Source organism: Streptomyces yangpuensis (genome assembly GCF_001005295.1).
Classification (GTDB): Bacteria; Actinomycetota; Actinomycetes; order Streptomycetales; family Streptomycetaceae; genus Streptomyces; species Streptomyces yangpuensis.
In genome coordinates this window covers 1,283,706-1,305,297 of record NZ_LBMK01000002.1, presented here as the reverse complement: position 1 = coordinate 1,305,297, position 21,592 = coordinate 1,283,706, and the positions used below count along the sequence as shown (strand labels likewise).

Below are 21,592 nucleotides of genomic sequence, written 5' to 3'. Positions count from 1 at the left end.
AGATGGGGGTCACGGGAGGCCAGATCAGCCCCGTACGCTCCCGTGAGCGTTTCCTGCTGGGCGAATCGGTCGAGGGGAGCGTCCGCGGCCCCATCCTGAACTCGTGGATGCGCAGCAGGATGCTGGGGCTCTCACCGGAGCAGACGGACCTCCCCTACACGGACGACTTTGACCCCGACAGCCGGCTCGTCCGGGCGGCCGCCCCGGTCCTCGACCAGCTCCAGACCCGGTTCTCGGGCAGCCAGATGAACATCTCGCTCGCCGACGGGAACGGCACCGTGCTCCAGCGCCGCTTCGGGGAACCCGCCCTGGCGGGCCGGCTGCCGCCCATCCAGAGTGTCCCCGGATTCGTCTTCGCCGAGCGCTACGCGGGCACCAACGGCATCGGGCTCGCGCTCGCCGAGCGGCGGCTGTGCCAGGTCTACGGCGCCGAGCACTTCGCGGAGCGGTCACAGGCGAACGCCTGCTCCGCGATCCCGATCCGCGACCAGTTCAGCGGTCACATCGTGGGCGTCCTCTGCTTCGGATATCCGCGCGGCTACGAGGACCCGTCCCTGCCTGTCCTGGTCCGCCGGGCGGCGGAGTCCATCGAGCGGCGGATCATGGAGCAGAGTTCGGCGCGCGAGCGCGCCCTGCTGCGGACCTACCTCGACGCCCGGCACCGCGCCCGCGGCGGGGAGACCGGCGACGACGGGCAGCTGATCGGACTGGACGAGCTCACCGACGGCGGCCTGGACCGGCAGGACCAGATGGTCCTCAAGGCCAGGGCCACCGAACTCATCTGCTCCCCGCAGCGGGCCGCGGTGGAGGTGTCCCTCTCCCACGGGCGGGGGGTCACCCTCCTGAGCAGCCCGGTCACGAGCCTCTCGGGGGTGGAGGGCGTCGTCGTCGAGGCGGTGCTCACCGGGGAGTCCCCGCCGGCGCACCACCTCGCCGCCTCGAAGCACACCGCCTCCGCCCTCGGCGCGCTGTCGCTCGCCGCCACGGAACACGCCGAATCGCTGCCCTGGCACCTCGCCGACACCGCCGCGGACCGTGCGGCCGGCGCCCCCGGCAGCCCCGGCATCCCGGACGACGCCCCCGGCGCGGTCCGGGGCCTGGTGCTGGTCGGCGAGCCCGAGGTGGGCAAGTACGCCGTCGCCGCGCGCCGCCGCCTGGAGCTGCTGGCCGAGGCCAGCACCCGGATCGGCACCACCCTGGACGTCAGCCGCACCGCCTGGGAACTCGCCGAGACGGCCGTGCCGCGCCTGGCCGACTACGTCACGGTCGACCTGCCCGGGGCCGTGCTGCGCGGTGAGGAGTCCGCCGACCCGCAGGCGGACCTGCGCCGCACGGTGGTCCACGGCATCCGCGACGACTGCCCCTTCTACCCCGTCGGCCACCAGGTGCGGCTGGACCCCGGCACCCCGCACATGCGCTGCCTGGAGGGCGAGCCCGCCGTACTGGAGACCGATCTCCAGGCCACCACTCCGGCCTGGATGCTCCCGGGCCTCGACCACGCCCGCGGGATCCTCGCGCACGACGTGCACTCCATGATCTGCGTGCCGCTGCTGGCCCGCGGCGTGCTGCTCGGCATCGCCACCTTCTACCGCTCGCAGGACCCCGCCCCCTTCGGGGACGACGACACCCGGCTGGCCCAGGAGCTCGCGGCCCGCGCCGCCCTCTGCATCGACAACGCCCGCCGCTACACCCGCGAGCACACCCTCGCCCTGGCCCTCCAGCGCAGCCTGCTGCCGCGCGGTCTGCCCGAGCAGGGCGCCGTGGAGGTCGCCCACCACTACCTGCCCGCGGAGTCCGGGGTGGGCGGCGACTGGTTCGACGTCATCCCCCTGTCCGGCACCCGCGTCGCCCTGCTGGTGGGAGACGTCGTCGGACACGGGCTGCACGCCGCCGCCACCATGGGCCGGCTGCGCATCGCCGCCCGCAACTTCGCCGAGCTGGAGCTGGCCCCGGACGAGCTGCTCACCCACCTGGACAACCTCCTGGTACGTCTGGACCGGGAGGAGGAGGACGCGAGCGCCACCGGCAGCAACGGCATCGTCGGCGCCACCTGCCTGTACGCCGTCTACGACCCCACGTCGCAGGTGTGCACGATGGCCCGCGCCGGCCACCCCCCGCCCGCACTGGTCGACCCCGACGGCCGCGTGACCTTCCCCGACCTGCCCCCCGGACCGCCCCTGGGCCTGGGCGGCCTGCCCTTCGAGACCGCCGAGATCCGGCTCCCGGAGCACAGCACGCTGGTCCTCTACACCGACGGTCTCGTCGACGACCGCCACCGCGACATCGACGTGGCGCTCGACCAGCTGCGCGACGCGCTCGCCCACCCGGACCGGAGGCCAAAGGACACCTGCCGGGCCGTCATCGAGGCCGTGGCGCCCGAACACCCCGGTGACGACATCGCGCTGCTCGTCGCCCGCACCCGTACCGTGCCTGCGGACCGGATCGCCACCTGGGACCTGCCCCCGGACCCGTCCCTCGTCGCCGGCATCCGGAACGCCGCGACCCGCCGGCTCGCCGAGTGGGGGCTGGAGGAACTCTCCTTCGCCGCCGAGCTGATGCTCAGCGAGCTGGTCACGAACGCGGTCCGCTACGGCAGCGAGCCCATCCAGGTACGGCTGATCCACGACCGGTCGTCCCTGATCTGCGAGGTCTCCGACGGCAGCAGCACCGCTCCGCACCTGCGGCGGGCCGCCTCGACGGACGAGGGCGGACGCGGCCTGTTCCTGGTCGCGCAGCTCTCCCAGGCCTGGGGCGCCCGGTACACCCCCCACGGCAAGGTCATCTGGGCCGAGTGCGCCCTGGACGCGGCATGACGGCAATACCGGACATATACCGACAGCTCCAAGTAGCATCCTGACTGTTCCGCATCGCAGCAAGACCTCCCCCAGGCGGCCCCGGAGACGTCCGTGCATGACACTCCCGTCACCTCGACGAGCCCGCCCCCGCCCTCCGGCGGGGAACCCCTCGTCCGGGTACGAGGTCTCGGCAAGCGGTTCGGCGGCACCGTCGCCCTGGACTCGGTCGACCTCGACATCCACGGCGGCAGCGTCCTCGCCCTCCTCGGGCCCAACGGGGCCGGCAAATCCACGCTGATCAAGGTGCTCGCCGGGGTCCACCACCCCGACGCGGGCGAGGTGACGGTGGCCGGACATCCGGTCTCCTCCGAGGCCGCCTCCCGCCACATGTCCTTCATCCACCAGGACCTCGGTCTCGTCGAGTGGATGACGGTCGCCGAGAACATCGCCCTGGGCACCGGCTACCCCCTGCGCCGCGGCCTGATCTCGTGGCGGCGGACCCGGGAGCGCTGCGCCGAGGCCCTGCGGATCGTCGCCGGGCACCTCGACGCCGACGCCCGGATCGCCGACCTCGCCCCCGCCGAGCGGTCCCTCGTCGCCATCGCCCGCGCCCTGGCGAGACAGGCCCGGCTCTTCGTCCTCGACGAGCCGACCGCCACCCTCCCCGCCGCCGACTGCGCCCGGCTCTTCGACGTGCTGCACGCCCTGCGCGACCGCGGGCACGGCATCCTCTACGTCAGCCACCGGCTCGACGAGGTCTACGAGGTCGCCGACACCTTCGCCGTCCTGCGCGACGGCCGCCTGGTCAGCCACGGGCCACTCGCCCCCTACTCCCCCGCCCGCCTGGTGCGCGACATCGTGGGGCACGAACCGGCCCGCCGCAGACCCGCGACGCCCGCGGACGGCTCCCCGGACAGAGCCACGGCCGCGGCCGCGACCGGGTCCCCCACCGCGGCCCCGTCCGCGCAGGGCCGCCGGTCCGTCCTGCGCCTCGACGGGGTGTCGACCGCCCGCACCGGGCCCGTCGCCCTCGACCTGCGCGAGGGCGAGATCCTCGGCATGGTGGGCCTGACCGGCGCCGGCCACATGCACCTGGGCCGGGCCCTCGCCGGCGCGCTGCCGCTCCTCGGCGGCCGGGCGCTGCTCGACGGCCGCCCGTACCGGCCGCACACCGTCGCCGAGGCCCTCCGCTCCGGCGTCGGTTTCGTGGCCGGCAACCGTCAGGAGGAGGGCTGCGCCGCCGATCTGACCGTCCGGGAGAACTTCCTGGCCAACCCGCGCGCGGCCGGCGTGCCCTGGTGGCGCTGGACCGGTCCGCGACACGAACGCGCCGAGGCCCGCGCGCTGATCGAACGGTTCTCGGTACACCCCCGCGACAGCGAGCTGCCCATCGCGACCCTGTCCGGCGGCAACCAGCAGAAGGTGGTCGTCGGCCGGTGGCTGCGCGGGAACCTGCGCCTGCTGATCCTGGAGGAGCCGACCGCCAGCGTGGACGTGGGGGCCAAGGCGGCGATCCACCGCATCCTCGGCGAAGCGGCCGGGGCGGGCCTCGCGGTCCTCCTCATCTCCACCGACTTCGAGGAGGTCGCCGACCTCTGCCACCGCGCGCTGGTCTTCGGCCGCGGGAGCGTGACGGCCGAGCTGGCGGGCGCGAACCTGAACGTCACCGAGCTCACGCGCACCGCCTCGGCCCTCCCCGCGATCACCGGAAACGGTACGGGCCGGTGATCCGGCGCCGCGCCCACGTCGCCGGCACCTACGGCCTGCTGACCCTGACGGTCCTGCTCTTCCTGGTCTTCTCCCTCGTCCTGCCGGACACCTTCCCGACGATGGACAACATCTCCTCGATCCTGTCCAACCAGTCGATCCCCGCCATCCTCGCCCTCGGCGTGACGGTCCCCATCGCGGCCGGCCGGTTCGACCTGTCCATCGGCTACGGCCTGGGGCTGGCCCACGTCATGGTGCTGCACCTGATCGTCGACGAGCACTGGCCCTGGCAGCTCGCCTGTCTCACGGTCGTCGTCGGAGGGGGGCTGGCCGGCATCGCCAACGGGATCATCGTCGAGTTCGCGCGGATCGACTCCCTCATCGCCACGCTCGGCACCGGCAGCATGATGTACGCCGCCACCGGCTGGATCACCGACGGGGGGCGGATCGTGCCCGGCCCCGAGGGCCTCCCGCCCGCCTTCACCGCCCTGTACGACTCCACCTTCCTCGGGCTGCCGCTCCCCGCCTTCTACGTGCTGGCCCTCGGCGCCGCCCTCTGGGTGCTGCTGGAACGGCTGCCGCTCGGCCGGTACCTGTACGTCATCGGCTCCAACCCCCGGGCCGCCTCGGTCCTCGGCATCCCCACGCACCGCTGCTCCGTCGTCGCCTTCGCCGCGTCGGGCCTGACCGTCGGTTGCGCCGGGGTCCTCCTCGCGGCGCAGCAGCAGATCGGCAACCCGAGCGTGGGCCTGGAGTACCTGCTGCCGGCCTTCGTCGGCGCGCTGCTCGGTTCCACCGCGATCAGACCGGGCCGGGCCAACGCCCTGGGCACGCTGGTCGCCGTGGCCGTCCTCGCCGTGGGACTCGCCGGGATCGGCCAGCTCGGCGCGCAGTTCTGGGCGACGCCGCTGTTCAACGGGGCCACCCTGCTGATCGCGGTCGGCCTGGCCGGCTACTCCGCCCGCCGCCGGCTGCGCACCGGCGCCCTCACGGCCCCAGGGGCCGAGCGGGCCCGGCACGGCCGGCAGGACGCCCCCTGAGACCACCTCGCCGCGCACAGACCGTCAGGAGCACCGTGTACCCCCACCGCATGACCCTTCTCGCGGCCGCAGCCCTGCTCACGGCGGCCGTCGCCGGATGCGGCGGCGGGGCGGGCACCACCGGGCCGTCGGCGGCCGGCTGCCCGGCCGTCCTCCGGGAGGCGCGGGAGGACGTGACGAAGGCCGAGAGCACCGACAGCGCATGGACCGGCCCCACGACCGGCCCGGCCGCGGTCCCCGGCAAGAGCATCGTCTACGTCGCGCAGACCATGACCAATCCGGGCGTCGCGGGAGTCGCCCAGGGCCTGCAGCAGGCCGCCAAGGCCATCGGCTGGGAGGTCCGGGTGATCGACGGGGAGGGCAGCCCCGCCGGGATCCAGGCGGCACTGAGCCAGGCCGTCACCCTCAAGCCCTCGGGCATCGTCATCGGCGGGTTCGACCCCCGCCTGACCTCGCAGCAGGTGGCGCGGGCCCGGGCCGCCGGCATCCCGCTCATCGGCTGGCACGCGGTCGACGCCCCCGGCCCGAGCACGAACCCGCCGCTCTTCACCAACATCACCACGAAGGTGCAGGACGTGGCGAGGATCAGCGCGGACTGGGTCATCGCCCGGTCCGGCGGCGGGGCCGGCGTCGTCCTCTTCACCGACGACTCGATCCCCTTCGCCCGGACCAAGGCCGACCTGATCGAGCGGCGGCTCGCCGACTGCCCCGGCGTGCAGCTGCTGGCGTACGCGAACATCCCGATCCCGGACGCGAGCCGGCGCACCCCCCAGGAGGTCTCCTCCATCCTGTCCCGCTTCGGGAAGAAGTGGACCCACTCGGTCGCCATCAACGACCTCTACTTCGCCGATGCCGCCCCGGCCCTGCGCGCCGCCGGGAAGCCCGGCGCCGGGCCGCCCGCCAACGTCGGTGCCGGCGACGGCGATCCGTCCGCCTTCCAGCGCATCAACAGCAGGCAGTACCAGGCCGCCACCGTCCCCGAACCGCTCGCACAGCAGGGCTGGCAGATCGCCGACGAGTTCAACCGGGCCTTCGCCGGCCGTCCCGCCAGCGGCTACGTCGCCCCCGTGCACATCGTCACCGCCGACAACAGCGGCGGGGCCACCTCGTGGGACCCCCGGGGCTACCGGGAGGCGTACGAGAGGATCTGGCGCGGTTGACGCTCTCCCCCGCGGGCCGGGCCGCTCAGGCCACCGGGCGGGCCTCGGCGCGTACCGGGGTCTGCCGCGGCGCCTGCTCCCGGTCCCGGTCCCGGCGGAAGACGATGTCGGCCATCCGGCGCTCCGGGCCGCGGCGGCGCAGGACCTGGTAGGCGACGAAGGCGGCCGGGCCGAAGAAGACCTGGGCGGGGATGATGCCGGGGGCGTCGCCGGTGGCGGCCGCGATCAGGTGCAGGGCGGCCACGGGTGCCACCGCCCCGAAGAGCGCCACCAGCGCGATCCCGGTCCGCAGCCCGGGCTTCCCGTACGCCTTGTAGGCGGTGGTGGTGAAGAGGGCGTAGGCCAGCAGGTCGCCCATGCCGACGACGGCGCCGAGGTCCTCGCCGATGCGCAGGCCCGCGGCCGGTGCGTACGGATAGCCCTGGACCGCGTCGGCGAGTTCCTGGGTCAGCGGGACGACCCAGGCGAAGAAGGCGTCGTAGGCGGCGAGCGCGAGCAGGAACCACGCCACGTTCTTCAGCCGCATGCCGCCCTGGACGTTGAGATTCGTGGCGGAGACCACGACCAGGCCGACGACGCAGCTGTTCGCCACCCAGTACGGCGGCGCGGTCTCGCCGAAGGCAAGGTGCGTGACGAGCACGCTCGCGATCAGCGCGGTGATCAGCGCCCAGCGCAGCCGGCCGTTCGCGATGAGGGGCTGGTAGCCGACGGACAGACCGCCGGCGAAGACCAGGGCGAGCACGACCGGAAGGACGGCGCCCGGCAGCGCGAGGTAGACGTACGGAAGCGCGAGGACGAAGCCCATCATCATGCAGATGTCACGGCCGTTGAAGACGCCGACGGGCGGCCGGGCGGTGCGGACGGCACGGAAGTACACGATGGTGGCGACGACGACCGCGAGCGCGAGGGCCGCGGTGACCGCCAGCTGGAAGAAGACGCTCATGCGGGGCTCCGGGTGAAGGTGTGCTCCAACAGGTCGCAGCGGAGGGGGAAGCGGCGCGCGGCCTCCTCTTCGTCGAGCGGCAGGACGGTGACGCGCGCGTCGATGCCCCGGTCGAGCAGCCGCCCGGTCACCTCGGCCGTGGTCGCGGTCCGCGAGGCGACCTCCACGTGGAGGCGGCCGTCGGGGCCGGTCTCCGCCTTGTGGCGCAGCGGCCACGGCATGCCCGGGGTGCCGTCGAGGGCCTCCACGATGTCGCGGGGGGTGACGACCGCACCGGCGGTGCGCAGCAGGGTGCCCGCCTTGCCGAGGATCTGCGAGACGGCGGGCACGGCGGCCAGTTCGCAGTCCGGTTCGCCGTCCAGGGTGCGGACCACGTCGCCGGTGTTGTACCGCAGGACCGGCATGCACTCCCGGTAGGGGTAGTACGGCGTGACGGTCAGTTCGCCGAGCTGTCCGGGGGCGACTGGCTCGCCCGAGTCCAGGTCGAGGACCTCGGTGTAGCCCATGTTGGGGTCGATGTGGAGGTGGTGCTTGCTGCAGGTGCGGCCGCCGACCGGGAGCAGTTCGGTCATGCCGAAGTTGTCGCCGACGGTCTCGGCGCCGAAGGTCTCGCGCAGGGCCCGCACCAGGGCCGGGGACACGATCTCGCCGCCGGCGTAGATCGACCGGAGGCCGAAGTCGTCCGGCCCGTATCCGCGCCGGCGGGCGGCGGTGAGCATCCGGGCCAGGTAGCTGGGGTTGCCGGTGAGCAGGGTGGGGCGGGTGCCGTTGCTGCCGAGGAGGTGCTCGACGGACTCCTCGGGCGGGACCTGGCCGACCACGTGGCAGGAGGCGCCCACGAGCCGGCAGACCTCGACGTCCTCCTGTACCGCGGCCGTCGCCCGGGAGCTGAGGTTGATCTGCATCCGGTCGCCGGGGCGGATGTCGCCGCGCAGCACCACGGACAGGGCGATCAGCGCGGGCCAGAGTTCCATCTCGTAGCGGGAGAGCCACATCTGGACGGGGCGGCCGGTCGTGCCGGTCGTCTGGGTCGCGAGGTAGGGGGTGCTGCACAGGAAGTCGGCGGGGCGCTCGATCAGGTCGGCCTTGCGGGTCACCGGGATCCGGGTGAGCGTCTCGGTGGTCAGGCCGTCGAGGTCGATGCCTGCGAGCCGCTCCCGGTAGAAGGGCGAGAGCCGGGCGAGTCTGCGCACGGTCCGCTGGAGCGCGCGGTTCTGCAGGTCGCGCCGCTCGTCCGGGTCGGCGAACGGTCCGTCGGCCAGTTCGTCGACGTCGTCGCCGAGCGAGCCGAACTCCTCCAGCGTGGCGAGGGCGTCGGCGACCAGCCGCTCCACGGCCCGTACGTTCAGTTTCCGGCCGAACACCATGGCCATCGCCACCCGGACCTGCCGGACACCGGTCTCCAGCACGCGTGCCTCCTCTCGGGAAAGAAGAGGGGGTGGGGGCGACGCGCCGCCCCCACCCCCCGAGATCTGCGTCAGCTGGCAGAGCAAGAACCGAAGAAGACGGCCGTCATGGCGCCCATGACGTACTTGAACTGCTTGGCGCTGGTCTTGATCGCGCTCATCGGAACCTCCTTGTGTCGCTCCTGGTGGACGCGTGTTCCGTGCCCGGCGAGGGGCCGGTCCGCGCATCCCTGGGTGACAACACCCTGGCGCGATCGCGGTGCCTCGGGCAATGATCGGGTCCGTTCAACGGACCGGCGGAAGCGGAGGGCGTCACCCCCGTTCTCGCTGATGAGCCGGGACGAACGGGGAGTTACGGACACCATCCGACCGATGGGGTGCGTTACGGAAGGGGGACCGCTCATGGCCAGATCCGGCACTGAGGGGCGGGGTGTACTGGAGGGTGCGTTCGCCCTCATGGAAGTGCTCGCACACGGCGACGAGGTGGGCCTGACCAGGCTCGCGGCGGATGCCGAGCTGCCGAAGGCGACGGCGCACCGGCTGCTCGGGCAACTGGTCGCGCTGGGTGCCGTACAGAGCTCCGCGGGCCGCTACCGGCTGGGCCCGAGGACGTTCCGGCTGGGGCAGGCGTGGCATCCGGCGCGGGCGCTGCGGGCCGCGTCGGCGCGGCCCATGCGGGAACTCGCTTCCGCGGGCGGCAGGTTGAGCGTGAGCCTGTCGGTGCCCGAGGCGGGGCACGCCGTCGTGGTCGGGAGTTCGCGCAGCGAGGTGGACGACGTCTTCTCGCTGCATCCCGGTGTGGTCCTGCCGCCCGGAAGTGCGGCGGAGCTGATCCTCACGGCGTCCGCTCCCGAGGCGGGACCGCCGCAGGGGTGGTCGCGGGCCGCGTGGTCGCGGGAGGCGGCGCGGGCCAGGGAGCAGGGCATGGCCTTCCAGTACGGGCAGTGCGTGAGTGCGCTGTCGTGCGTGGCGGCGCCGGTGTACTCCGCGGCGGGGCAGGTGGTCGCGGCCGTGGCGGCGACCGCGCTGGACGGCAGGCAGATCGCGCTGCTGGGTGAGGCGGTGGTCCGTACGGCGTCGTTGGTGAGCGCCAACCTGAGCAGGCTGCCGGCATCCACGGCCCGGCCCCGCCGCGAGTGGCAGCCGGCCCGGGGCGCGGCCGACCGGCCCCCGCACGCCGTGATGGCCCGGGGGCACGAGGCACTGTCGTCGAAGTAGCGCCGGTCAGGCCCGCGGTGTCCGTGCCCTGGGGCCTACCCGGGCCCGCGGGGCCGAGGGGAAGCATCAAGGCGGAGGGGCGCGACGAGTACCGGACGTACTCGTCGCGCCCCGACGACGCGGCGAGGTGCGGTGCCGGGCGCCGCGGGCCGGGCGGGACTTCGACGGCCGGGCCCAGCCGCGCGGGCCGGTGGGTGGGGGCGGCGGAGCCCGTCCCCCACCGGCACACCGGTTCAGCGCAGGTCGAGGCGCATCAGGACCCGGGGGTGACCGGCCAGGACCGAGGTGGTGTCGGCGGCGTGCACGAAGCCGGCGCGTTCGAAGTTCTCGCGCAGGCCCGCGTACGCCATCGTCTGGTCGACGCGCGTGTCGCCGTTGTCGAGGGGGTACGCCTCGATCGCGGGTGCGCCGTGGGCGCGGGCGAAGTCGACCGCACCGGCGATGAGGGCGTGCGAGATGCCCTTCTTCCGGTGGCCCGGGCGTACCCGGATGCACCACAGCGACCAGACCGGCAGCTCGTCGACGTGCGGGATCGTGCGGCTGCGCGCGAAGGCGGTGTCCGCGCGCGGAGCGACCGCGGCCCAGCCGACGGGCTCGTCGTCCTCGTAGGCGACGACTCCCGGAGGGGTGCCACCGCGGCACAGCCCGGCGACGTACGCGCCCCGGTCCGGACCGCGCAGTTCAGCGTTGAGCTTCGAGGGGATGCGGTAGCTGAGGCACCAGCAGACGTTCGCTTCGGGGGACTTCGGACCGAGCAGGGTACGGACGTCCTCGAAGACCGATGCGGGGCGGACTTCCATGGTCATGGGACCACAGTGCCACGGGTGACGGCGGGCCCCGACCGGCGGGAACGCCGGCCGACGGTTTGTCCGGCGTCGGTAGTATCCCTCGAACTTCCGCGCGAGGCGCGCCTTTCGAGAGGTTCCGACATGCCCGTGCCCATTCCCTTCAGCGTCCTGTCCGATATGTTCGCCGCCGCTCCCCACCGTTTCTTCGCCCCCCTCAGGGAGCGGGCTCCGGTGCACCACGAGCCGGCGATCGACAGCTACTTCGTCTCCCGCCACCAGGACGTGAAACGGATCCTGACCGACCACGAGGCGTTCACCACCGAGGTGTTCCAGGAGCGCGCCGAACCGGTGATGCGCGGCCGGGTCCTCGCCCAGATGACCGGAGCCGAACACACCGCCAAACGGAGGATCGTCGTACGCGGGTTCACCGGAGCGGCCCTCCAGCAGCAGACAGGAGCCATCCGCGCCAACGCCGCCGACCTCATGGCCCCGTTCCTCCGCCGGGGCCGGATGGACCTGGTCAACGACTTCGGCAAGCCGTTCGCCGTCCATGCGGCCCTGGACGTGCTCGGCCTCGACAGATCGGACTGGCGGCGGGTGGCCGACTGGTACGGCGGGGTCGCCGAGTTCGTCACCAGCCTGAGCCTCACCCCCGAGCGCCGCCGGCACTGCCTGGAGTGCGCCGAGCAGTTGGAGGCCTACCTCGCCCCCGTCATCCGGGAACGGCGCAGCCACCCCGGCGAGGACCTGATATCGACGCTGTGCACCGCCGAGTTCGAAGGCGTCGGCATGAGCGACCGCGATGTCACCGCACTGATCCTCAACGTGCTCATCGCCGCCGCCGAGCCCGCGGACAAGACGATCGCGCTGCTCTTCAAGCACCTCATCGACCACCCCGAGCAGCTGGCGCAGGTCCGCCGGGACCCGGACCTGCTGGGCGCCGCGATCGCCGAGACCCTGCGCTTCACCCCGCCCGTCCAGCTCGTCCCCCGCCGGGCGGAGGAGAGCACCGTGATCGCGGGCACCACCCTCCCCGCGGGCGCCACCGTCTTCTGCATGATCGGTGCGGCCAACCGCGATCCGGCCGCGTTCGGCGCCCCGGACACCTTCGACATCCACCGCACCGACCTGGGCACGGCCCGTTCCTTCACCGCGGCCGCCCAGCACATGGCGTTCGGGACCGGGCTCCACCAGTGCGTCGGCGCGGCCTTCGCACGAGCCGAGATCGAGACCGTCGCCGCGATGCTCCTGCCCCTGCTGGACGAGGTCCGCTACAGCCCCGGCTTCCGCTACCGGGAGACCGGCCTGTACACGCGGGGCCCGGTCTCCCTGTCGCTCGACTTCACTCCCGTCCCCTGAAAGGGGAACCTGCCGCGGCCGGCGCCCCTCTTGCACGACGGCAACGGCCGGAACCGGCCACGCCCCGTACTCCCCGGCCCTGCAGGCCGGTTACGGACCACCCCCCACCCCCATAGGCGAAGACGACGATGACATCGACCGACATCACCAGAGCCCTCAACGACCTGCTGTTCACCCCCGGTCTCGACCTCACCGAAGCCGTGGACCGGCATTTCACCCCCGACTACCGGCAGCGCACCGACGGCGTGTGGAGCGACCGGGCCTCCTTCGTCCAGCACATGACGCGTCTGCGCACCCTGGTCCGCAGCGGAACCGTCGAGGTCCACGACGAACTGCGCGACGGGCCGCGCTACGCCGACCGTCACACCGTCACCCTCACCCAGCACAACGGACGCACCTCCCGCACCGAGGTCTACCTCTTCGCCCGGATGGCTCCCGACGGCCGTTTCCAGTCCGTCGAGGAGACCACCCTCCTGGTCACCGGCCACCCCGACGACGGGAACCTCGGCAGCGTCAAGTGACGTGCGCAGGGCCTCGTCAGGGGTTCCGACGGAGAACACCGACCACTCATGAGAGCGCTCTCCGCGCCGCCGACGGCGCGGAGAGCGCAGGCGGCGGCGCAAGGAGGACGAGAACACCATGGTGTCCGTGGGAGAAAGACTCAGCAGGGCCCGAGTACAGGCCTTCATCGGCCGCAACGAGGAACTCGCGCTTTTCGCAAGGGCGTTGGACGCAGACGTCCGGGCGCCTTTCGCGTTCTACGTGTGCGGGCCGGGCGGCATCGGGAAGTCCACGCTGCTGCGGCGGCTGGCCGACCACGCCCGTACGGCGGGCCGGCTGCTCGTCGAACTCGACGGCCGGTTCGTCAGCCGGGATCCAGCCGATTTCGAGCACGCCGCAGGGCCGTTCCTCGACGTGCCGGGCACGGTCCTGTTCGTGGACTCCTTCGACCACTGCCAGTGGCTGGAAAGCTGGCTGTGGCACCACTTCCTGCCCCGCGCCGCGGACGACACCCTCGTCGTGCTGGCCGGACGGCGCGCTCCGCAGCCGCAGTGGACCGCCGATCCGGCCTGGTCCCGGCTCCTGCACGTGACCGAACTGGAGCCGTTCTCCGCGGAACAGGCCCTGAGCCTGCTGGTCGCGGCGGAGATCCGGCCCGAACTGCGCGACCGGGTGCTCCGCTTCGCCGGCGGCAACCCGCTGGCCCTGTCCCTCGCCGCCGCGGCGGGGTCGGCGGGCTGCGCCCGGGAGGAGATCTGGGCCCCGTCGGCCGATGTCCTGCGCACCCTGCTGGCGGGGCTGATCGGCGAGGTCCCCACGGCCTCCCACCGCCGCGCCCTGGAGGTCGCGGCGCAGGCCCATACGACGTCCGAGGAACTGCTGGCCGGCGTACTGCCCGGGGAGGACGCCCATCTGCTGTTCTCCTGGCTGCGGGACCTGCCGTTCATGGAGTCCACGCACCGGGGACTGCACCCGCACGACGCCGCCCGGGAAACGCTGGCCGCCGACCTGCGCTGGCGTGCCCCCAACGCCTTCGAGGCGATCCGCCGACGGCTGGCGGACGAATACCTGCGCCTCCTGCGCGAGGCACCCGAGGAACGCGTGTGGACCGTGACCGACGAGCTCTTCTACCTCTTCCGGGAGGGCGAGACCCTGTCCCGGCTGCGCACCTGGTCCCGCGAGGACGAGATGCACGACCGTCCGCTGCGCCCGGAGGACCTGGACGTCGTGCTGCGGATGGCCGAGGAGACCGAGGGGCCGGCCTCGGCGGAGCTGGTCCGCTACTGGGCGCGGCGCCAGCCCCAGGCCTTCAGCGTCTACCGTCTCGTGAGCACGGGCCGGATCGCCGCGTTCACGGCCCGCCTCGTCCTGCCGTCCCCGCCCGACCCGGAGGACCTCGCCACCGACCCCGTGGTCGCCGCGGCGTGGCGGTACACCGATGCCACCGCCCCGGTGAGCCCGGGCGAGCACATCGGGATCAGCCGCTTCTCGGTCTACCCCGAGCGCTACCAGGTGCCCTCGCGGGTCATCGACCTGAGCAGCTCCCGGGCCCAGGCGGAGGCGGCCCGGGCCCGAGGCCGCGCCTTCGGCTTCGCCGTCTTCCAGGACGCCGAGACGTGGGCCGAGCGCGTCAGGGGCACCCTGTGCGACACCGGGGCGCGGCCCCGGGTGGGCGAGCACACGTACGGGCTGTTCGGCGTCGACTGGCGCGAGGTCCCGGTGGAGAGGTGGCTCTTCCACTTCATATCGGCCCCCGACGCACCGGTCCCGGCCGCGCCGTCGGCCGTCTCGCGCACCGCCTTCGACCAGGCCGTACGCGAGGCGCTGGCGCACTGGCGCAACCCGAGCGCCTTCGCCGCCTGCGTCCTGATGCGTACCCGGCTGGCTGCCGATCTCGCCGAGCCGGTCGAGGAGTTGCGGGCCCTGCTGCGCCGGGCCGTCGACGACCTCGCCGGCGACCCGCGCGGGGTGCGCGCCCGCGAGGCCCTGACGGCGGGGTACTTCTCCGGCGTGCCGACCCAGGAGGGCGCGGCCCGCCGTCTGGGCCTCCCGTACGGCACCTACCGCCGTCACCTGCGCCAGGGCCTGGACCTGCTCTGCGAGGCCCTGTGGCAGCAGGAGCTCCAGGACCCGCGCTAGTGCTGTGACGGGGCCCGCAGTCGGGGCGGCTGGCGCTCCTTCGCGGACAGGCCCTGGGCTGGCGCCGATGGACAGGTGCGGACAGCAGTGGACACACCCCGTCCCGGGCGGGCCTGGAGAGTGGACACCGGTCGGCGTGAGTCTGTGCGGCATGACCACAGGACGCGGACAGCAAGCCCGGGCAGCCGCCCCAGCCCGTGGGCCGGGACCGGTTGCTCTCGGCTTCGGCCGCGGCCCTCATCCGGTGCCGGCCGCCCGGGCCGCCGCCGGGTCCCGGTGGCCGCCCGGCCCTGCTCGCGGCTCCCTCCCGGCCACCGGGCCGCACCCCCTGCGGGCCCGGGCACGGGGGGTACGGACGGGGTCCGGCCGGACGCCCGGGGGCCGGGGCGCTGCGGGCCGACTCGCCCTGGGGCGCGGCCCCTGCGCCCGGCCCGGCACCCGCGCGCCGGGCCGGACCTCGGCTCGCGTTCCGGCCGGCTCGCCGCCCTGTCGTCACGGGACGCTCCGCGCGATCCCGCATCCGCCCGGCCGCGGTCCGGCGCCCGTGCCCTCACCGCTGATTCACCTCGAAGCCAACCACCGCCCCGCACATCCACTGAAAGAGACGTCGTCATGACCACTGCCAACCCGCCTTATCTGACCGGCCATTTCACTCCCGTCGTGGAGGAGGTCACGGCCACCGGCCTGACCGTCGAGGGCACTCTCCCGCCGGAGCTGTCCGGCCGGCTGCTGCGCAACGGCCACAACCCGAAGCCCGGCATCACCCCCACCCACTGGTTCAAGGGCAGCGGCATGGTCCACGGCATCCGCCTGCGCGACGGCCGCGCCGAGTGGTACCGCAACCGCTGGGTCCACACCCCCGCCCTCGACGGCGCCCCCTACATGACCGACCAGGGCCCCGACCTCACCGCCAGCGCCGCCGGCACCCACGTCATCGAACACGCCGGCCGGCTCCTGGCCCTGTGCGAGGCCAACCTCCCCTTCGAACTCGACGGCGAACTCGGCACCGTCGGCGCCTACGACTTCGACGGCAGACTCCGTACCGCCATGACCGCCCACCCCAAGGAGGACCCGGTCACCGGCGAACTCCACTTCTTCGCCTCGTCCCCCTTCCCCCCGCACCTCACCTACCACGTCGCCGACGCCACCGGCACCCTCGTCCACACCGCCGAGGTCCCCACGGCCACCGCCGCCCTCAAGCACGACTTCGCCCTCACCCGCCGCCACATCGTCTTCATCGAGGGAAACGTCACCTTCGACCCCACCGAACACTCCGGCATCCCCTACGGCTGGAGCGACCACCAGCCGTCCCGCATCGGCGTCATGCCCCGCGGCGCCGACGGACACCACCACATCCGCTGGTACTCCATCGAGCCCGGCAACATGCTCCACGTCTCCAACGCCTACGAGGACGGCCAGGGCCGCATCGTCCTCGAAGGCCCCACCGTCGACCGCGAGGGTTTCCGCCTCTCCTGGAACTGGTGGACCGGCGCCCCGGGCCGCGGCACCGAACCGGTCGCCCGCTCCTACACCCGCCGCTGGACCATTGACCAGAGCGCCGGCACCGTCGACGAGCACATCATCGACGACCTCCCGGTCGAGTTCCCCACCCTCAACGAGGAGTACCTCGGCGCCGAGAACCGCTACCAGTACGCCATCGCCTTCCCCGACGAGAACGGCCTCGGCGGCTACGGCCTCGTGAAGTACGACCGCACCACCGGTGCCCGCCGCATCCACCAGGTCGGCGATGCCCGCCTGCCCGGCGAGGCCGTCTTCGTCCCCGCCGCCGGCGCCACCAACGAGGACGACGGCTACCTCCTGACCGTCGTCTCCGACCTCAAGCAGGACGCCTCACAGCTCCTCGTCCTCGACGCCACCGGCCTCGGCAGGATCGCCACCGTGCATCTCCCGCACCGCGTCGCGGCGGGCCTCCACGGCTCCTGGATCCCCGACTCCCCCGCCACGGCCTGACGCCCGGCCCGCACACGCGTCAGGGGCCGTTTCAGATTGCTCTGAAACGACCCCTGACCTGCGACTCTCTCGAGTCGGGACGACAGGATTTGAACCTGCGACCCCTTGACCCCCAGTCAAGTGCGCTACCAAGCTGCGCCACGTCCCGATACCCGCTGACCTGGGGTTTCCCCTGGCCGAACGCGCATGAGAACGATACCGCATTTCCACGGGTGGTCGCGCGCGCCTTTCCGCCACCGGTTCGCGATCAGGTCAGCCGGTGCCGCCGGTCAGCTCCGGATGGGCCGCGACCAGGCGCTTCGGGGCCGCCTGGCGCCAGGAGTCGGTGAGGATCGAGCGCAGCTCCGCCTCGTCCCGCACGGCTGCCAGGCGGACCCGGATCCACGCGTAGTTGTCGTCGTGGCCGGCTCGCAGGAAGAACTTCTCCGGTTCGGCCGCGATCAGCTCGGCCCGTTCCTCCTTGGGGCATTTCACCCCGATCGAGGTGTCGTCGTCGGCGAGCGCGGCGAAGATCTTCCCGCCCACCCGGAAGGCCGGCATGCCCCATGCCGGTTTCTCGGTGCTGTCCGGGAGGGACAGTGCGATCAGGCGGACGTCCCGCACGGTGGTGGCCATCCCCGGGACTCCCTTCCGGACGTCGGCGCGCATGGATGCTCGTCCGACGACGGTAGCGCCCGCCCCCGCCGAGCGGGCTCACGCGCGCCGGTCCTCCCGCTCGTGCAGCAGGGCCACCAGCTCCGCGGCCAGCTCCTTCGCGGTGGCGAGCCCCTCCGTCCCCCACCGCCGCGGCGCCAGGTCCACCGCGCACACCGTGCCCAGGACGATGCCGCGCCGGTCGGTCAGCGGCGCCCCGAGGTAGGACCGGACCCCGCTCTCGTCCACCACCGCGTTGCCGGCGAACCGGGCGAAGTCCCGTACGTCCTCCAGTACCAGCGCGCGCCTGCGGACCACCACGTGCGGGCAGTAGCCGTGGTCGCGGGGCAGGACCCGGGCGGGGTAGCCGCTCTCGGGGGCGTCGGGCGTGTGGTGCAGGCCCGCGAAGAACTGGCGTTCCTCGCCGACGAAGTTCACCCCCGCGTGCGGGGCGCCGAGGACGTCCGCCACGCGCCGCGCGAAGGCGTCCAGTTCGCCGTCCACCCGCTCCCCCAGCCCCAGTTCGCGCAGCCGGACGGCCCGTGCGGGTGCCTCCCGGTCCACGGGCGTGAGCAGCAGGTGTCCGGTCGATTCGTAGTACAGCATCACGTTTCCCCCGACTCCGGTGACGATGGCGTTGTGGTCGATGGCGATGTCGATGTCGATGCCGACGGTGATGTACGGGCTGCGGACGTGTACAGCAGGTGACGGACCAGGGCGGCCAGCGTCACCGTGCCCGATCCGGCCAGGCGCGCGTCGCACCGGACGACGGGCACCTCGGGCCCCAGGCCGACCGCGTCCCGGACCTCGTCCGCCGTGTAGCGGTGGCAGCCGTCGAACTCGTTGAGGGCGACGACGAAGCCGATCCCGCGCCGCTCGAAGAAGTCCACGGCCGGGAAGCAGTCCGCGAGGCGGCGGGTGTCCGCGAGCACCACGGCCCCGAGCGCGCCCGCGCACAGCTCCTCCCACAGGAACCAGAAGCGGTGCTGGCCGGGCGTGCCGAAGAGGTAGAGCACGTGGCGGCCGTCCAGGGTGATCCGGCCGAAGTCGAGCGCGACGGTGGTCGTGGTCTTGGCCTCGACCCCGTGCAGCGGGTCGGCGCCCGCGCCGAGGTCGCTGAGCAGTTCCTCCGTGCACAGCGGTTCGATCTCGCTGACCGCCCCCACGAAGGTGGTCTTGCCCGCCCCGAAACCCCCCGCGACCAGGATCTTCAGCGTCGCGGGGGCGTCACAGCCGTCTGCGTAGGCCATCGAGTACCGCCAGGAGGAGGGACTGGTCATCGGCGGCGAACGACCCGCCGCCCGGGTAATGGGGCGCCTGCGCCATGACGGCCCCGTATTCCATGAGATCGGACAGCAGCACCTTGACCACCGTGGCGGGCAGCCGCAGCTGGCCCGCCAGCTCGGCGACGGTGAGCGCCGCCGCCCCGGCGCACAACCGCAGCGCGAGGGTGTGCTCGGCCCCGAGCGGAACGCGCGGGCGTACGCCGGTCGCGGTCATCCGCGACAGCAGGTCGAGCGCGATGCCCGGCCTGGTCCGACCGCCGCTGGCGGTGTACGGGCGCAGCACGCGCCCCGCCGAGTCGTCGACCCACGGTGTGTCCCGCCCCTTCCCGTACGCCCCCCTGCCGTGGGCCCTCATCGCTCCACGTTCGCGGCGGGCCGCCGGGGTGCGGCCGCGAGGTACGGGCGGACGCTCTTGACCAGCATCGCCATCTCGTAGCCGAGGACTCCGGCGTCGGCGTCCCGGTCGGCGAGGACGGCCAGGCAGGTGCCGGATCCGGCCGCGGAGACGAAGAGGAGCGCGGTGTCGAGCTCGACGACGACCTGCCGTACGTCGGCCCCGTCGCCGAAACGGGCCCCGGCGCTGCGGCCGAGCGAGTAGAGGCCGCAGGCGAGGGCCGCCAGGTGGTCGGCGCTGTCGGGATCGAGGCCGTGTACGCAGGTCACGAGCCCGTCCGCGGTGAGCAGGACGGCACTGCGGGTGTACGGGACGCGTTGGACCAGGCCGCTGAGCAGCCAGTCGAGATCCGAGAGCCGGCCGCCGGTCTTCGTCGCCACTTCGCCGCCCATGGTGGTGCGCTCCTTGCCGAGGTTGCTGGGGGTCATGCCTGGTTCTCCGACTGCGCGAGGCCGAAGCCGCGCTGGAAGGCGGCCATGAGGCCGGGGTCGTGCACGGGCTGCTCGGCGTCCGCGGGGCGCCGCGGTGCGGGTGCGTCGCGCAGCTGGGGCGCGAGGTGCTCCTGCGCCCGGCGCCGGGGCAACGTCGGCCGTTCCCCCGCCTGTCCCGCCGGCCCCCCGCCGGGTACGGACCAGGCCTCCGCCACCGGCACCGGCTCCGGCACCGGCTCCGGCACCGGCCGGGCGTCCGCCGCGGGGCCGGGCCGGGCCGACGGCACGCCGCCGAGTACGGGGCCGGCGCCCGCCGTGGAGGCGTGCCGCGGCCCGGGCGCGCATCCGGCTGCCGACGCCGCGGACCGACCGGCCTCGGATTCCGCCCCGGCCCCGGCCCCGACCGCGCCCGCGCCCGCCTGCCGCACCGGTCCCGAGCCGGGGGCCGACCGGGCTTCCGCCACCGGGGCGGTGGGTTCGGGGCGGGGTTCGGGGCGGGGGGCGGGGATCGTGGGGGTGTCCGCCCGGCGGGGCAGCGGCATGCGTGCCGGTTCCAGCGGCGGCGTCACCCGCGAGCCCCCGGCCGCGTCACCCGCGTCCGCCGCCCCCAGCAGTTCCTGCGGAAGCACCAGCACCGCGAGGACGCCGCCGTAGATGTTCGACTTGAGTTCGACTGCGATCCCGTGCCGGCGGGCCAGCGCCGAGACGACGTACAGGCCGATCCGCCCGTCCGCGAGCAGCGTCCGGACGCTCACCTGGTCGGGGTCCGCGAGCAGGGCGTTCATCCGGTGCTGCTCCTCGGCCGGCATGCCCAGTCCCCGGTCCTCCACCTCGACCGCGATCCCGGCCGTGACCCGCTCGGCGCGCAGCACCACATCGGTGTCGGGGGCGGAGAACACGGTGGCGTTCTCCACGAGTTCGGCCAGCAGGTGCACCACGTCGGCGACGGCGTGGCCGCGTACGCTGCCGCCCGCCGGCGGAACGACCTTGACCCTCGTGTACTGCTCGACCTCCGCGACCGAGGAGCGGAGCACCTCGCTCAGGTCGATCGGCCGGGTCCACTGGCGGCGGGAGGCCGCACCGCCCAGCACCGCGAGGTTCTCGGCGTGGCGGCGGATCCGGGTTGCCAGGTGGTCGACGTGGAAGAGGTCCCGGAGCAGGTCCGGGTCCTCGACCGTGTCCTCCAGGTCGTCCAGCAGCGAGATCTCGCGGTGGACCAGGGACTGGAGCCGGCGCGCGAGGTTGACGAAGACCTCGACCTTGCGCTCGCTGTCGGTCGGGGCGGCCGGCGCGGCCAGCCGTACGAGGGTGGTGTGGGCCTGCTCGCGGGCGCCGCGCAGTTCCTGGGAGAGCAGCCAGAACTCGTCCACGCCCGCCGGGTCGCTCCCGGTGAGCGGTGTGTTCGGCCCGCCGCGGACCGGCCGCTGCGGGATCTCGCCCCGCTCCAGCCGGTCCGCGGCCGTCCGCAGCTCCTGGCGGCCCCGCACGCTGGAGCGGCGCAGCGCCTCGCACCGGTCCCGGACGGCCTTGGCCGCGCGCTGCGCGCCGAGCAGGGCCGCGGCGAGGGAGCCGGCCGCGAGCAGGGCGCAGCCGGTGAGCACCGGCCAGAGCCGGGCGTCGCGGTCGCCGGCGCCGCCGCCGAGCTGGAGGGTGAAGATCACCGCGGCCGCGCCGCTGAGCGCGGCGGCCAGCGTGGGCAGGAGGGCGGCCCGTACCAACTGGGGGCGTAGCTGCCGGCCAGGACCGGTGACGGTGTGTCTCGACGGGGCGTGGCGTGCGGCGCGGGGTCCGGACATCGGCGTCCTCGGTACGTGGGGCCCG

18 protein-coding genes and 1 tRNA gene are annotated in these 21,592 nt (G+C 73.7%); 9 read left to right on the top strand and 10 right to left on the bottom strand.

Annotated features, from left to right (window positions below):
- Nucleotides 1-2: 2 nt before the first annotated feature.
- From AAT21_RS11220 to AAT21_RS11205, 4 genes are all read left to right on the top strand, one after another.
- A complete protein-coding gene (locus tag AAT21_RS11220; protein WP_046776496.1) occupies nt 3-2,813 on the top strand; it encodes a SpoIIE family protein phosphatase in 2,811 nt (936 codons plus the stop codon).
- 93 nt (nt 2,814-2,906) lie between these two features.
- Nucleotides 2,907-4,523, top strand: a complete 1,617-nt coding sequence (locus AAT21_RS11215; protein ID WP_046776495.1) for a sugar ABC transporter ATP-binding protein — start codon at nt 2,907-2,909, stop codon at nt 4,521-4,523.
- The gene (locus AAT21_RS11210) at nt 4,520-5,542 is read left to right on the top strand and encodes an ABC transporter permease (protein ID WP_046776494.1); all 1,023 of its coding nucleotides are present in this window, start codon (nt 4,520-4,522) and stop codon (nt 5,540-5,542) included. The genes AAT21_RS11215 and AAT21_RS11210 overlap by 4 nt, the downstream gene beginning before the upstream one ends.
- Before the next feature lie 50 nt (nt 5,543-5,592).
- Nucleotides 5,593-6,702 carry a substrate-binding domain-containing protein gene (locus AAT21_RS11205; RefSeq protein ID WP_046777247.1) on the top strand — a complete coding sequence of 370 codons (1,110 nt, stop codon included), beginning with the start codon at nt 5,593-5,595 and terminating at the stop codon, nt 6,700-6,702.
- 25 nt (nt 6,703-6,727) lie between these two features.
- On the opposite strand, the gene AAT21_RS11200 is transcribed toward AAT21_RS11205, so the two are convergent.
- Together AAT21_RS11200 and AAT21_RS11195 are read right to left on the bottom strand one after the other, a co-directional pair.
- Nucleotides 6,728-7,645, bottom strand: a complete 918-nt coding sequence (locus AAT21_RS11200) for a hypothetical protein (protein ID WP_046776493.1) — start codon at nt 7,643-7,645, stop codon at nt 6,728-6,730.
- Nucleotides 7,642-9,054, bottom strand: a complete 1,413-nt coding sequence (locus AAT21_RS11195; RefSeq protein WP_046776492.1) for a phenylacetate--CoA ligase family protein — start codon at nt 9,052-9,054, stop codon at nt 7,642-7,644. Before AAT21_RS11195 ends, AAT21_RS11200 begins: the two co-directional genes overlap by 4 nt.
- A 453-nt stretch (nt 9,055-9,507) precedes the next feature.
- Between AAT21_RS11195 and AAT21_RS39650 the strand changes: the two genes are divergently transcribed.
- Complete coding sequence (locus AAT21_RS39650; RefSeq protein ID WP_268768168.1) at nt 9,508-10,269, top strand: helix-turn-helix domain-containing protein; 762 nt, start codon at nt 9,508-9,510, stop codon at nt 10,267-10,269.
- 233 nt (nt 10,270-10,502) lie between these two features.
- Here the strand turns inward: AAT21_RS39650 and AAT21_RS11185 are convergent, their stop codons facing one another.
- Nucleotides 10,503-11,075 (bottom strand): GNAT family N-acetyltransferase, encoded by a 573-nt coding sequence (locus AAT21_RS11185; protein WP_046776491.1) that lies wholly within the window; start codon nt 11,073-11,075, stop codon nt 10,503-10,505.
- A 123-nt stretch (nt 11,076-11,198) separates the two neighbouring features.
- On the opposite strand from AAT21_RS11185, the gene AAT21_RS11180 reads away from it, so the two are divergent.
- From AAT21_RS11180 to AAT21_RS11165, 4 genes are all read left to right on the top strand, one after another.
- Nucleotides 11,199-12,416: a cytochrome P450, cyclodipeptide synthase-associated gene (locus tag AAT21_RS11180; protein ID WP_046776490.1), complete on the top strand. Its 1,218-nt coding sequence runs from the start codon at nt 11,199-11,201 to the stop codon at nt 12,414-12,416.
- A 128-nt stretch (nt 12,417-12,544) separates the two neighbouring features.
- A complete protein-coding gene (locus tag AAT21_RS11175; protein WP_046776489.1) occupies nt 12,545-12,937 on the top strand; it encodes a nuclear transport factor 2 family protein in 393 nt (130 codons plus the stop codon).
- Between the two features lie 127 nt (nt 12,938-13,064).
- A complete protein-coding gene (locus tag AAT21_RS11170) occupies nt 13,065-15,056 on the top strand; it encodes a DnaA/Hda family protein (protein WP_200904372.1) in 1,992 nt (663 codons plus the stop codon).
- A 612-nt stretch (nt 15,057-15,668) separates the two neighbouring features.
- Nucleotides 15,669-17,027 (top strand): carotenoid oxygenase family protein, encoded by a 1,359-nt coding sequence (locus AAT21_RS11165; protein ID WP_046776488.1) that lies wholly within the window; start codon nt 15,669-15,671, stop codon nt 17,025-17,027.
- Nucleotides 17,028-17,101: 74 nt separating this feature from the next.
- Here AAT21_RS11165 and AAT21_RS11160 read toward each other — a convergent pair.
- The 7 genes from AAT21_RS11160 to AAT21_RS11130 form a co-directional block, all read right to left on the bottom strand.
- A tRNA-Pro gene (locus tag AAT21_RS11160) sits at nt 17,102-17,175 on the bottom strand.
- Between the two features lie 104 nt (nt 17,176-17,279).
- Nucleotides 17,280-17,642: an MmcQ/YjbR family DNA-binding protein gene (locus tag AAT21_RS11155; RefSeq protein ID WP_235438738.1), complete on the bottom strand. Its 363-nt coding sequence runs from the start codon at nt 17,640-17,642 to the stop codon at nt 17,280-17,282.
- 78 nt (nt 17,643-17,720) lie between these two features.
- Nucleotides 17,721-18,266 (bottom strand): GAF domain-containing protein, encoded by a 546-nt coding sequence (locus AAT21_RS11150; protein WP_235438737.1) that lies wholly within the window; start codon nt 18,264-18,266, stop codon nt 17,721-17,723.
- Complete coding sequence (locus AAT21_RS11145) at nt 18,266-18,910, bottom strand: GTP-binding protein (protein ID WP_046776486.1); 645 nt, start codon at nt 18,908-18,910, stop codon at nt 18,266-18,268. Before AAT21_RS11145 ends, AAT21_RS11150 begins: the two co-directional genes overlap by 1 nt.
- Nucleotides 18,888-19,301 (bottom strand): DUF742 domain-containing protein, encoded by a 414-nt coding sequence (locus AAT21_RS11140; protein ID WP_046776485.1) that lies wholly within the window; start codon nt 19,299-19,301, stop codon nt 18,888-18,890. The genes AAT21_RS11145 and AAT21_RS11140 overlap by 23 nt, the downstream gene beginning before the upstream one ends.
- Nucleotides 19,298-19,732, bottom strand: a complete 435-nt coding sequence (locus tag AAT21_RS11135; protein WP_046777243.1) for a roadblock/LC7 domain-containing protein — start codon at nt 19,730-19,732, stop codon at nt 19,298-19,300. Before AAT21_RS11135 ends, AAT21_RS11140 begins: the two co-directional genes overlap by 4 nt.
- A gap of 32 nt (nt 19,733-19,764) precedes the next feature.
- Nucleotides 19,765-21,567, bottom strand: a complete 1,803-nt coding sequence (locus AAT21_RS11130) for a sensor histidine kinase (protein ID WP_079025550.1) — start codon at nt 21,565-21,567, stop codon at nt 19,765-19,767.
- Nucleotides 21,568-21,592: the final 25 nt, after the last annotated feature.